This is a genomic window from Phyllobacterium sp. (assembly GCF_037994425.1).
Taxonomy (GTDB): domain Bacteria; phylum Pseudomonadota; class Alphaproteobacteria; order Rhizobiales; family Rhizobiaceae; genus Phyllobacterium.
Genome location: NZ_JBBNAM010000195.1, coordinates 1 through 13,542, shown reverse-complemented (window position 1 = coordinate 13,542; position 13,542 = coordinate 1). Strand labels below are relative to the sequence as shown.

The window sequence follows — 13,542 nt, the reverse complement described above, 5'->3', positions numbered from 1 at the left end:
TCACAATGCCATCCGTTTGCACTCACTCGCCGCGGCGAGCGACGGCCCTGCAGCATTGATTGGGCGCGGTGTGGGCGGCGCGATTGCGGGAAGATCCTGCTCCGGGGGCTAGGCGAGCCAGGCCATGAGTCGACCGCCGGCTGTTGGCATATTCATCCGGACTTGGCAAAATGGGTAATGGCAACAAACCTAAAGTAGTAGATGATAGTACATAATAGAGATAAAACTAAATCAAATAGGCTATCTTAATAGTTTGCTTTGTATCATTGCTATCTACTTGACATCCTGGTCCACCCTATAAATGATGCCCTTTCTTCAAGGGGCATATTTGGTGCTATCGGTGCGCAGCGGCGTAGTCCATTCGCTGTAAAAAATTTCCGCAGAGAGAATTTTTGGGGGACGTTTCGTCAGCAATGAGGGACTCTCATGGGAATTCAGAAGAATCGCGTCGCGGTGATAACACGCTCGGCGCAGACTACGGATCATTTATTCGGAAGCATAGAGCACGACGCGTCCATCTGTTTCATTGACTCGAAGCGGCCGGCGGAATCGGTCAACGATTTCGTGATCAGGACACTGCCGGATGTTGTTATCAAGGAAATTGCCGAAGAGTCGGACGAGACCGAAGGCGTGCACTTGCGTCAGATCGCGTCAGAGTCGTTCGGCAAGGACTTCAAGGTCATATATCTCATTGACCGGGTTTGCGAACAGCGAATCCCTCAAATCTACGCCGATGGCGTCCTCGATATCCTGCTAGAAACCGACGGCGTTGATGAAATCACCAAGGCAGTCACCATCGTAGCAAATGGCGGCCATTTTCTCAGCACGGCGGTTTTCAATAGCCTTCCCGAACTTAACATCCGATCGTTTTGCTCGACGATCAATGGTTCTGGCGCAAAGCCGGGCGCCTTTGGCAGCGGCAGCCTAAGTGCGAGGGAAGAAGCGGTCCTGAAGCTGATCGCATTCGGCTTTAGCGTCAAGGAAATCGCCGCTGAAATGAAAGTGAGCACAAAGACGATTGAAACGTACAAGTCACGAGCCGCGGATAAATTGCGCCTGTCGACTCGCGCGTCAATCGTCAAATATGGCATGACGAAAGGATGGTTTAGTACATACTTTAATTGATATGGATTCATTTACTTGAATTTCGATATGAATATTCATATCGAGTGCGTATATATGTGTAATTTTTGAAATAAATACTGAACTAATTCCCTTTTTTACGACATTTATAGTTAAAATCCTGACTGGTTTTCTCGGAGTTCCGACATAAGTTCTTTAATGCCTGATAAAATTTCGGGTCAGCCAAAAATGCAAACTTTCTGCATTCGTCGTGACATTCGTTGAGCGGGGACGAGATATGAAGGTCAGTGTTTTCGGTATTGGTTATGTCGGCGCCGTGTCGGCCACGTGTCTGGCCAATGACGGCCATAAGGTCATCGCTGTCGACGTCGACGCGCATAAAGTCAACACCCTGAACCGCGGTCGGGCGCCGATCGTCGAAGCCGGGCTCGAACCGCTTCTTGCGAAAAATGTCGCAAGTGGCGCTCTTTGCGCCACGACGGACTGCGAAGCCGCCATCGCCGCGACGGATATCAGCTTCATCTGTGTCGGAACACCAAGCGACAAGTCTGGTGCCGTCGGATTGGACTATGTGCGGCGCGTCTGTCATGACGTCGGTGCGGCGCTCGCCACAAAGGGCGCCTATCACTGCGTCGTGGTGCGATCGACAATTGTTCCAGGCACACTGGAGAGTGTGTGCATACCCGTCCTGGAAGAAGCCTCATCGTTGCGGGCCGGCAAGGAATTCGGTGTCGGATATTACCCCGAGTTTCTGCGCGAAGGCAGCGCAATCGAGGATTTCTACAATCCCGGTCTTGTCGTTTTTGGTGCAATCGACAAGACCACCGAAGATAAGCTTCGAGATTTGTGCAACAATCTACCCTGCACCTGCCACGTCGTGCCGTTGGCGACCGCGGAGCTGGTGAAATATGCCAGCAATGCCTGGCGTGCCGTGAAAATTACCTTCGCTAACGAAATCGGCAATATCGCCAAAGCTTGCGGCATCGACGGCCAGGTGGTTATGCAGGTGCTTTGCAGTGACGACAAGGTGAGTATGTCACCATATTTCCTGCGGCCCGGCTTTGCGTTCGGCGGGTCCTGCCTGCCAAAGGATCTGAGGGCGCTGCGGCACGTCGCCCGCGAAAAATCGACCGTCACCCCGCTTTTGGACGCGGTGCTCGAGGCCAATATCGGCCAGATCGCGCGCGCCGAGACAATGGTGGAAAATAGCGGCTGCAAATCCGTGGGACTTGTAGGCATAAGCTTCAAGGTGGGTACCGATGATACGAGGGAGAGCCCACTTGCCGAGCTTGCCGCGCGGCTGATTTCCAAAGGTTTCGACGTCAGGGTCTACGACCCCAGTGTCAGCTTCGCCTATGGACGTGATCTGCGCAAATCGGGGCCTGTCAACGGCACCGTTCCTGACTTGCAGGCGCGACTGGTGACCGGCATCGACGAACTCATCGCATGTTCGGATGTCATCTTGGTGGGAAACCGCTATGAAGAGACGGTCGAGCCGCTGTCTGCGGCGGCGTCCAGCAAAAGGCTGGTTGATCTGACCCGCCTTAAGCCGAACCTTCGTTCCGGCGGGCACTACCAGGGTATTTGCTGGTAAGGGGAGCGGGCGCATGTTCGGACATCTGCTCTATGTCTTGACGTTCCTCAACATAGCTTTGGCCATCCCCGCCCGTCATGTGGCCGAGAACGGCGGACTGGTCGTTGCTCTCGGTGCACTGGGACTGTGGCGATACAGCTGGGGCCTCGTCAATTTCGTAAGGGCGCAGCTGTTCATTCATGTCCGTCATCCGCGCCGCAGAGCGGTCGCGACAGATCGCTACCTGGAACGCCAGCCGGCGCATGCCTTCTTTCTGGTCACCACCTACAAGATCGCACCGGCGGTAACGCAACGCGTTTATCAGTCGGTTTTCCTCGCCGCCGCAAATTCGCGAGGCGGTGCAACGATCGTGGCCTCCGTGGTTGAAGCGGCGGACGAACGCCTCATTCGACAGCTCTTTTCTGTCATGCCGACCGGCAGGAGCAGACTGCGTCTCATCATTGATCGCATCCCTGCCACAGGCAAGAGAGACGCTTTGGCTGCGTCGCTGCGTATCATCAGCCGCAACTGCCCTGGTCGCGATGATCTCGTCGTATTCGTCGACGGGGACAGTTGTCCGCCGCATGACATCGTCGAAAGCGCCGCTCCCTTCTTCACGGATCAAAACATAGGCGCGCTGACAACGGACGAAGATTGCGACATCCCGCAGTCAGGTCTCTTTCACGATTGGTTCAAGTTGCGCTTTGCGCAACGACAGATGATGATGTCGTCGATGGGACTGTCGAAGCGCGTCTTGACCTTGACAGGCCGCCTCTCGGCTTTTCGGGCCAGGCTTGCCTGTGACGCCGGCTTCATCAAAGCTGTTCAGTCCGACTCCATCGACCACTGGCGCCTCGGCACGGTCGATTTTCTGACCGGAGACGACAAGTCGACGTGGTTCTGGTTGCTCAAGCACGGTTACGAGATGGTCTATCTTCCCGACGCTCGGTCGGTCTCGATGGAGACGCAGCCTGAACCAAGCTTTCTGCGCTCGGTGGTCGCCCTGATGCTGCGCTGGTTCGGCAACATGCTGCGCACCAACACACGCGCGATCGCGCTCGGGCCTGGCCGAATCGGACTGTTCACCTGGTGGTCATTGCTCGATCAGCGCATATCGATGTGGACGACGCTGCTCGGACCGACGACGGCGATCGTGTCAACTTTCATGATCAGCCCAGTAATCCTGCCCCTATATATCGCCTGGGTAATGTTCACACGCTATGTCCATTGCTGGATCCTGAGAAGCTTTGGTGGTTCGTTTCCGATCAGCTATCCGTTTCTTCTCTATTTCAGCCAGATCACCGGAGCGCTAGTCAAAACCTACGTGCTGTTTCGACTCGATCGCCAACGCTGGACGCGACAGTCGTCGACAACAGCCTGGAACGCCTCCCGCACTTCGGCGCGCTGGCGCGCGCTTTCTTCAGCCTATGTCCACCTGCTCGCATGCTGCTGGTTGCTGCTTGCGGCCTTCATGATCTCTGGTGCCACCATCTAGCTGATAAGGGCCAAGTCTGATGACGACCGTAGACCATCTTAACAAAGAACGAGAACGGGGATATGCCGCCAACGGCTTCGGAACGGCCGAACAGCGACCGGACCTCATCGAGGACAACGAACATCCCTTCATTCAACTGCCGTTCGCCGTCGGAATGGATGGGCGAACCTATGAGGGAACTGCAATCTCAATGGTCGGTGCAAGGGTCGCCGGACTGGCGAACAGGCACTTGGTCGGCCTCAGCAAATTCGCTGCCTTCCGGTTTAATTTCGATGGCTTCTCGATCGCCATTCCGATCGAAGTCAAGGTGACGTCCGAAAGCCTTGAAACCGGGCAGTTAACCCTGAAATTTTGCGAACCAACCGGCCCTCACATGCCGCACCTGCGCTATATTCTCAACTCCTGGCTCGCTGGTGATTACGTGCACATGAACGGCGTCATCGATGCGCCACGCAAGAGCGCGAGTGTGGCGCGTGCCCCCGGCGCACAGCCGGTGAGGCGGGCCGGTCGTTTCAGGCGGTTACTCGGAACCCTGCTTGTCGCCAGCGCATCGCTGGTGCTCGTACTCGTCGCCGCCAACGCCCTGGGCAAGCGACTTTTCATTGCCGAGGTGGCGGGCGTTTCGATTGTCGATAAAAGCACGACACCGCTGAAGGCAACTGTCGGAGGTCAGCTCGCCTTTGTCGATCGCCATGCGGTCATGGGCAAGCCAGCCTATTCCATCCTGGCATCCAATGGTGGATCGGTGACGGTCGCCATGCCCTGTGACTGCGTCATCGACAAGAGCGTGGAGAATGGGTCGACGGTTTCACCGGGAGAAACGCTCATGCTCCTGAGTAAGAAGGATGCCGCTCCCATTGTTCGCTCGAATTTTGATGCGTCCGATCTGCGCCTGTTGGCTGGCGGCGCCATTCCCAAGATCGACCTGCCCAGCGGCGAGGTGGTGCCGGCACGCGCCGAAATCGATCGCTTTGCCTTGTCAGCGGGCCAGAACGCTGCCAGTACCATCGCCGTTAGCCTTCTACCCACAAGACCCATCGATGACGCCTTGATTGGCCGACCGGTCAACGTCCGGCTCGACTCCACACCAGCCTGGGTCACGGCAGCAGTCAGGCGTGTGAAGTCAAGCCGGCTCTTTGCAGCGGAGGTCGCGCCATGACGGACTTATACCCGCTCGTTCTATGTGGCGGCATCGGTACCCGCCTTTGGCCGCTGTCGCGCGCGCATCAGCCCAAGCAATTTCAGCCGGTCGGCGGCGAGGGCTCCTTGAGCTTTTTCCAGGAAACGGTCCAGCGCCACCGCAGCGCTGCCTTTTGTGAACCCATCATATGTGTGAGCGAGAGACATTTTCAGACAACGACCCGCCAGCTCAGGGACCTTCAGTGCAAGGCGCGCGTCATCACCGAACCCGTGTCACGCAACACCGGCCCGGCTGTACTTGCCGCCGCGCTTTGCCTTATCAGCGAGAACAAGGATGCGGTGCTTGTCGTGCTGCCCTCGGACCATATGATCAGAGGCGATATCAATCGCCTCATCGTCGACATGTGTCCTGCTGCGCATGACGGATTGATCGTCACTATAGGCGTTGAACCGCGCTATCCGGAAAAAGGCTACGGTTACATCATGGATGGTGGCGAATTCGACCATTACCCGGGCCTTCACCGGGTTGACCGCTTTATCGAAAAGCCCAACGACGGATTGGCGCAGTCCCTCATCGATACCGGACTTGCTTATTGGGCCTCCGGGATCAGCATGTTCAGGGCTGATCGCATCATTGAAGAGTACCAGATCTACGATCCGGGCACATACCATGCGGTTTCTGCGGCTCTTCGCAGCGCAAAGCCCCTGCCGAGCGCGGCGGGCCTGGTTCTCGATGAGTCCTGCTTCAGTCAGGCAACGAGCCTGCCGACGGAAAAGGCCGTGTTCGAGCGCACCAGGCATATTGCCCTCGCGCCAGCCGCCATCGAGTGGGATGACGTCGGCGCCTGGAACGCCTTCCATGCAATCGGCGACAAGAGTGAAAGTGGCAACGTCGCCTCAGGCGATGTCATGCTGATGGATACCAGCGGTTCGCTTGTGCGCGGTGGTGATCGGCTGGTGGCTGTTGTCGGCATGAGCGACGTCGTGATCGTTGATACCGACGATGCCTTGCTGGTGACCAACCGCGCCAGCGCCCAGGACGTCAAGAAGATTGTCGAGCAACTGGTGTTGTTAAAGCGGCGCGAAGCCGAATGCCACCGGACGGAAATTACCCTGTGGGGCAGCTTGAGACATCTGCAGCGGGGGAGGGGGTTTACCATGGACCTCCTGAGCATTGACGCTGGCAACGCCCTTGAGATTGAGGGCGCGACAGGCATTTCAAGGATGCTTGCGGTAGTCAAAGGCAGCCTGCAACTGGTGCAGGGACGCAGCCACAAACTTATCGCCGCCGGTACCTCGCAAATGCTGGACGCGGCGATGAATGCCATGCTCATCAATCGACGCGACACGGTTGCTGAGGTCATTGAAATCAGCCTGACGATCGAAGCCGCGAACGTCTCGCCACCGCTGCATAGTCTTCAAAGCGATCTTGGAAGGATCGACTATGCATAAAGTCGCGCCGTGGCTGGTGATGCTGACGCTCTTGTGCGCTAATAAGGTCGTTGCCTCGGACCTTCCTGGCGGCAGGCATCTTTCGGCAAGCATCCTTGCGTCCCAGGCACGCAGCCCCGATATTTCAAGGGCGGACATATTGCGCTCGGCAGCCCTGCTCGGTCCATTTGCAGGCGTCCTGCCGATCGCCGTCGACCATGGCGAGGCCACACCCGGGGCCGCCCAAAGACGTCTTAGCCAGTCCAGTCTTGACCTGATGTTGCGCCGGATCAGTATCGGTGCCAGCAAGGATTTCATCGACGCCCTTGTGCGCGCACAACCGATCGCGGACGGCCCGGCGATTGTCATCGAAAGCGGCAGTTTCGGCCTGGCCGACCTCGAGGCCGAGCTCAAGGCCCGTGGCCATGACAGGTATCTGGAGAAAACACCCGCCGGTTACGTGGCGCATCGTCCCATCGTCATCTGGAACGGCGGCCGTCTTTTACTCGCGCCCAGCGAGACCCTCAGCCTCGACGGTACGAACGGTAGCTTCATTTTGAATGCAGGGGAGTTGCACGTTACCAAAGCCCACATTCAGGGCATGGCACCAGACAAAGTGAGCGCCGCCGGTTTCCGACCTTTCGTGCTGACCACCTTTACCGGGACTGCGGTCCTCAGGGACAGCAGCTTTAGCGATCTCGGTTTTGGTGCGTTTCCCGAATCATCGGGAGTAGCATTCGTCAATCAGCAGTTCGGCCTCAATGATCGCCAATCACGGGTTCAATCCAACAGTTTCGAGCGCATGGAAGGCGTGACGCTGCAGGATGTAGGCCACATCGATATCCTAGACAATCGCTTCGTCGACAGCACCGGCAGTGCTATTGTGGCCATCCATGCCCATGACCTCCTGATCGGCGGCAATGTCATTGCGCACAGCATCGACGCACACGGCATCAAGATCAGCCACGCTTCAAAGCGCGTATCCGTCAAGGGCAACGCGATTTTCACCAGCGCAGCGCAAGGCATCTACGTCAACGACGCCTCGGTTTCGATCGCAATCGACGGCAATCTTGTCGCCTTGAATGCGAACAGCGGGATTAGCGTCGACTCCGCAGCATGTGTCAGCATCAGCAACAACACCGTGCTTGCCAATGGCACGCGAGGCATCGCGATCCGCAAAAGCCTTGCAACGCAGGTTTCGGGCAATCTTATCGCCGACAATGCGCTTGCCGGGCTATCGATTGGCGAACAGTTCGACGATGATTTTTCAAAGGTGACCGGCAATACATTTGTAGCCAATCGTTTCGGACTTAGCGGTGATCAGACAGGCCTTGTCCTTTTAGCTGAAAACGACTTTGCCAAACAGCTGCCGCGCATTGGCGCCGGCGATTTTGCGGCGCTTGTCGGCGATTTCCTCGCTCAGACGGCTGCAGCCCCAGCTCAGCTTTCCGAGATAAGGGGCAAAGGCTTGCACAGCCTTTCGGGCTTTGCGGCTTTTTCGCCATATGATCTTGCGGCCTGCCCAAACAGGAAAGATAACTGACATGGTGTTTTCGTCGGAAATCTTCCTGTTCCTGTTCCTGCCGGTCTTCCTTCTGGCCTATTATGCAACACCCACGCGCTTTCGCTCGCTGACAATCCTCGTCGGATCTTATCTGTTCTATGCATGGTGGCGGGTTGACTTCCTGTTCCTGCTGTTTGGCACGACCGTCTGGGTCTATGCATTCGCCATACTGGTCGAAACTCACCGCGAGAGTGCTCGGGGCCGTTCCTATCTCAGCATCGGAATCGCTGGCTGCCTTGTCGTCCTCGGCACGTTCAAATATCTCAACTTTTTCATCGACAGCTTCGCAACCCTCGTCGGGACCGATGCGGCAGGCCTTGGAATTCATTGGCGGCTAATTTTGCCGATCGGTATTTCCTTTTATGTGTTCCAGTCGATCAGTTATCTCGTCGACGTCTATCGCGGCGCAACCCCCGCAACCCGCCGCTTCATTGATCTTGCCGCCTATAAGGCGCTCTTTCCGCAGCTGATCGCAGGACCCATTCTCCGCTTCAAGGATCTGGCGGGACAGTTCCAGTCGCGCCAGCACACACTCGAAAAGTTCGCCGACGGAACCGCCCTTTTTGTCATTGGACTTTCCAAGAAGGTGCTGATTGCTGATCCGGTTGCGCCGATCGCCAATGCGGTTTTCGCCAGCAATCATCCCACGCTCGTCGAGGCCTGGCTTGGAGCGGTTGCCTACATGATGCAACTCTACTTCGATTTTTCCGGTTATAGCGACATGGCGATCGGGCTCGGCCTGATGATGGGATTTCAGTTCACCCGCAACTTCGACTTTCCTTATATCAGCCGCAGTATCACCGAGTTCTGGCGCCGCTGGCATATTAGCCTGTCGAGCTGGCTGCGAGACTATCTCTACATACCGCTAGGTGGCAGCCGTTTCGGTCCGAGGCGAACCTATCTCAATCTTGTCATCGTGATGCTGTTGGGCGGGCTTTGGCATGGCGCGAACTGGACCTTTGTCCTTTGGGGCGGATGGCACGGGATCCTGCTTGCCATCGAGCGGGCAAGCGGATGGAATCGGCGGACCCCGATAGATTGGGTGGCGCTGCCGTTGACACTTCTGTGCGTATTGATCGGTTGGGTCATGTTCCGCGCCCCGACGGTCAAGGACGCACTTGCCATGTATGCCGGTATGATTGGCTTCAACGGCGTCGGCGTGCGTGCGCCGCTTGCGCTTGCCTTTTCGCACGAAGCCCTCTTGACCCTTGCCGCGGCATGTTTCGTCGTTGCTGCCGAGCCCTGGATCAAGGGCGAGGGCGTCGTCGTCGTGCCGTGCTCGGCCAACGGCGTGGCAACGTTGGCGCGCGCCTCACTTGCTCTGCCGCTGCTGACGACGCTTCTGGGCTTGGTCACAGTCTTGCGCTTGGCTGAGATGAGCTACTCACCTTTCCTCTATTTTCAGTTTTGAGGCTTCCATGATCTCGAACCTGTCGATTACAGTCACAAAATTGATCCTCCCCGCGCTTCTGTTCGGGTACGCGGCGGTGGCAAATGTGGATGTGAGTGAGACAGTCGCTCGCGCCTTCGCCAAGGTGCCGGAAACCGTTTCGGGTATCATGCATGGTGGGTTCACCCAGGATATCGAAACAATGTACAGGGGCGAACTTCCGCACCGACAGATCGCCGTCGAGCTGATTGGCGCTGCCCGCTACGTGATGCTCGGCGAGGGTCGGAACGGCGTTGTCGTCGGAGCCGACGGCTGGCTGTTTTCCATTGAGGAATTTCGCGGCCTCGACAAGCCTGAAATGGGAATGGCGACAAGCATTGAGCAGATATCTGCCATCGCAGAAACCTTGCGCAGCCACGGCGCCCATTTGATCATCGTGCCATTACCAGCCAAGAATGACATTTATCGCGACAAGGCCGATGAACCGCGGTTTGCCGAGGCATCCGAGGCCCGTTACGAGGCCTTCATCGCGGCGCTGGCCGCCGCCGGAATCGACTATGCCGATACCCGTGCCGCCCTGTTGGCGGCGAAGAAAACCGGTCCCGTCTTCTTGCGAACCGACACGCACTGGACGCCTTTGGGTGCCAAGACCGTTGCTTTCGAGGCGGCGCGCCAGACAGGCAAACTTCAAACTTTGGTGGCGCTCGATGATGAAAAGCCCGATGTCGTCGACGGCGACCTTGTCAAGTTCGTCACTAGTGGATCGCTTGCAAAGCTTGTTGGACTCGGCCCTGAAACCGTCATTCCGCAAAAGCCGCAAAGGGCGAGCGAGGATGTTGTGGGGGACCTGTTCGGTAACGAAGCCCAGTTTCCGGTAGCGCTTGTCGGCACTAGCTACAGCGCCACCGAGGCGTGGTCGTTTGCCAATTACCTCGAGGCGGCTTTAGGCAAGAATATTTTGAACGTCGCCGAAGTGGGACGCGGCCCAGTCTTTCCAATGCGAAAATTTCTCGAAGGCGAAACCTTCAGGGATGCATCGCCGGCGATGGTGATCTGGGAGTTTCCGGTTCGCTACTTGACCGACCCGGACCTTTGGAGCGGCGGCAAGTGACTTGAAGGAGCTAAGCGCATGCGCATCTCGATCCTTCTTTCAAACGCAATTCTCGCGGCAAGCCTCCTTGCCGGCAATCCCGGTTCCCGCGCCGAAACATCGCCGTCAAAACAAACCAAGCCGCCCCTCACGGCAAAGGAGAAGGCCGCGGAGAAACGCTACAGGAAAAGTTTTGCGCAAGGGATCACCCGCACCGATCAGTTGCCAAGCGCCCAGCTTCAATCAATCAGGAAGCGCATGATTTCGCAACGCAGCGTAGCCTATCGGGAGGTTCAGACGCTCGCCGACAAGGGCGACGGGCTTGCCGCCCTGTTTGTTGGCAAGCGACTGTCGGCCAATCCCGATCTCACCGCCGACGCCATTCATTATTACACGATTGCTTGCAGTACGGGTCGGGCGGGCGCCGTCGGGCCACTGGTGTCGCTTCTGGCGCGGGACCCCGCAAACCTCTCCGAGGCACGACTGCGTTACGCAGAAACGACGCTCCGCGACCATGCTGCGCGTGGCAACCCCGTCGCCGCAGCAGCGCTCATCAGGTTCTATAAGAGTGGGCACCCCTTCGGTCTGAACTTGAAAGTGGCAGAAGATCTGCAGCGTCAGGCCGCAAAGGGGGGCGATGGCAAGACCGCCCTTGACCTTGCTATTGCCATGATTTCCGAAGGGCTACCGGACGAGAGCGACAGGGCCGAAGCCCTGAACTATCTCCATATCGCCGAAAGATCGAATGATCTAAAGGTCAAGACGATCGCCGCGGCGGTCGTCCGCAGCCTTGAGAGTACACCGGTGACAGGCGCGTTTCAGGTCGATGAGTAAGGTCGGAGCATCAGCAATGCTTAAATGCATGTCCATTCTTGCCGGTTTGCTTTTGGTCACGTGCGCCACGATCGTACCCGCGGCATCATCGTCTGCCTATGGCTGCGCAAACCTCGAATCCAACCAGGCCCTGCCCACTCTGGAGGGCAAGGAGGGTTATTTTTATCGGGTCATGGCTGACCTTCGCATGCAGCATCCCCTCTCAAATCACATCGCGGAACTCATCGGCGCGCTCGATGAAGCACTTGCGGCGACCGGAACAACGCTTGTTTACGTACCGATTCCGACAAAGAGCCTCGTCATGCCGCAATACCTGCCCGAGGCCGCACACGAATACGGCTTTGACTATGACGTCGCTGAGTTTGCCTATAAGGACGTTGTTGAAAAGCTCAACGCGCGCGGTGTCATAACAGTTGACGTTCTGAACGCAATGAGACATTTGCCACAAGGCAAGGCGGCCTTCTTGCAGGCCGATTTCCACTGGACATCGGCCGGCGCTGAGGCGGCGGCCAAGGTCGTTGCCGAAACGATGTCGAAACTGCCGGGTTTCGCCCGCGCCACGAGCAATACGTTCGAGACGCGTCCCCTGGGGGAGATGCAGATCATCTCGACAATGCGGCGAATCCTCCAGGAAAATTGCACCAAGGCGCTACCACCAGCGGTCACCGAGGGCTATGGGACGACCGAAACAGCTCCCGCCGCCGCTGTCGACATCTTTGGTGACGCGCAGCCCGAGCAGTCCATTGTCTTGGTCGGCACGAGCTACTCGGACCTTGCCGCCGCCAACTTCGATGGGTTCCTGTCACAGTCGCTGGCGATGCCCGTTACCAATTTTGCCATTTCGGGGGGTGACCAGTTTGGTTCCATTACTTCGTACATGACCTCAGAAGCATTCCTCAATCATCGGCCGAAGGTCCTCGTGTGGGAAAATCCGATCTACAACAATCTCGGCAAGTTCGGTGACACGCCGTTGATCGAGCTTATGGCGGCCGCCCGACAAGCGTGCCGGACTGTTGACAGGACACAGATATCACCCGCCGGTGATAACGCCTTGTCGGTCTCCGTGAGCGCCGGGCAGGTTCCCGATCATGCCGTCATCTATGCCTATTCCGGCAATGATCAGAGCCGCCATGCCGCGCTCAAGTTCCGGCTGAATGACGGCCATCTTTTCGAAAGTGGGATCTGGCGCGCCGACCGTGTCGTTTCAAGCGGCCGATACTACTTCCCTGTCCGTTATTTCGGCTCGCGCGCCGCGCACACCTTTCAGCTCGCGTTTGACCAGATGTCGCTTCAAAGCGCCACGGTCAGCATTTGCAGTCTTACGGAAGGACAAACGAAATGAGAGTGCGCCAGTTAAAAATGCTTCTCACGGCATCGGCGCTGCTGCTGATCCAGTGGACATTCGCCACCGCCGACGATGCCGGTCTCTACGCCAAACCCGTCGATCCGAATTCCTCCTATGTCCGGATCGTCGATCCGCAGGCAACATCGGTGGTCATCGCTGGTCTGGCGCTCAATGATCTCGATCAGGGAATGTCCCCTTACGTGATCGTGAAGCCAGGCGAAATCGAAATGTCAATCGGGCTCGAGAAGGCAACACTCAGCACTGAGCCAGGAAAATATTACACCTATGCCCGCACCGCGGACGGCCGGGAGAAGCTCTATGTGGATGCGGTCAAGGATGACCCTTCAAAAGCGCAGGTATACCTCTACAATCTGAGCGACCTGCGCATGGCCGATCTTTTCGTTCCGGCAGCTAAGGCGGTTGCTCTCAGGAATGTCGCAGCAGGCGAGGCTGGTGCCGTTCTGTTACGGGCGCCGCTTGCATTGAGTTTCGCTATCCAGAGCGACGGTAGGACTATCCTCGAAACGGGGACTGTGGATTTGAAGCGACGATCGGGCTTTTCTATCGTGCTAACCGGAACCTCCGGCAACTATCATG

The 13,542-nt window shown here is 57.3% G+C and carries 11 protein-coding genes; all 11 read left to right on the top strand.

Annotated elements, in window-relative coordinates; genetic code table 11:
• Positions 1-426: 426 nt before the first annotated feature.
• On the top strand, positions 427-1,125 hold the full coding sequence (locus AAAB35_RS13915) for a response regulator transcription factor (RefSeq protein ID WP_340668884.1): 699 nt from the start codon (positions 427-429) through the stop codon (positions 1,123-1,125).
• A gap of 235 nt (positions 1,126-1,360) precedes the next feature.
• On the top strand, positions 1,361-2,677 hold the full coding sequence (locus AAAB35_RS13910; protein ID WP_340668883.1) for a nucleotide sugar dehydrogenase: 1,317 nt from the start codon (positions 1,361-1,363) through the stop codon (positions 2,675-2,677).
• A gap of 13 nt (positions 2,678-2,690) precedes the next feature.
• Positions 2,691-4,151, top strand: coding sequence for a glycosyltransferase (locus tag AAAB35_RS13905; RefSeq protein ID WP_340668882.1), 1,461 nt, complete (start codon positions 2,691-2,693; stop codon positions 4,149-4,151).
• 19 nt (positions 4,152-4,170) lie between these two features.
• Positions 4,171-5,310 carry a hypothetical protein gene (locus AAAB35_RS13900; RefSeq protein ID WP_340668881.1) on the top strand — a complete coding sequence of 380 codons (1,140 nt, stop codon included), beginning with the start codon at positions 4,171-4,173 and terminating at the stop codon, positions 5,308-5,310.
• Entirely contained in the window at positions 5,307-6,743 is a 1,437-nt protein-coding gene (locus tag AAAB35_RS13895) for a sugar phosphate nucleotidyltransferase (protein WP_340668880.1), read from the top strand. The genes AAAB35_RS13900 and AAAB35_RS13895 overlap by 4 nt, the downstream gene beginning before the upstream one ends.
• The gene (locus AAAB35_RS13890) at positions 6,736-8,265 is read left to right on the top strand and encodes a right-handed parallel beta-helix repeat-containing protein (RefSeq protein WP_340668879.1); all 1,530 of its coding nucleotides are present in this window, start codon (positions 6,736-6,738) and stop codon (positions 8,263-8,265) included. Before AAAB35_RS13895 ends, AAAB35_RS13890 begins: the two co-directional genes overlap by 8 nt.
• 1 nt (position 8,266) lies before the next feature.
• Positions 8,267-9,697, top strand: a complete 1,431-nt coding sequence (locus AAAB35_RS13885; RefSeq protein ID WP_340668878.1) for an MBOAT family protein — start codon at positions 8,267-8,269, stop codon at positions 9,695-9,697.
• Between the two features lie 7 nt (positions 9,698-9,704).
• Positions 9,705-10,787: a hypothetical protein gene (locus tag AAAB35_RS13880; protein WP_340668877.1), complete on the top strand. Its 1,083-nt coding sequence runs from the start codon at positions 9,705-9,707 to the stop codon at positions 10,785-10,787.
• An 18-nt stretch (positions 10,788-10,805) separates the two neighbouring features.
• A complete protein-coding gene (locus AAAB35_RS13875; protein WP_340668876.1) occupies positions 10,806-11,600 on the top strand; it encodes a hypothetical protein in 795 nt (264 codons plus the stop codon).
• A gap of 16 nt (positions 11,601-11,616) precedes the next feature.
• Complete coding sequence (locus tag AAAB35_RS13870) at positions 11,617-12,942, top strand: alginate biosynthesis protein (RefSeq protein ID WP_340668875.1); 1,326 nt, start codon at positions 11,617-11,619, stop codon at positions 12,940-12,942.
• The coding region (locus AAAB35_RS13865; protein ID WP_340668874.1) for an alginate O-acetyltransferase AlgF at positions 12,939-13,542 on the top strand (604 nt) is incomplete at its 3' end. The genes AAAB35_RS13870 and AAAB35_RS13865, both read left to right, overlap by 4 nt.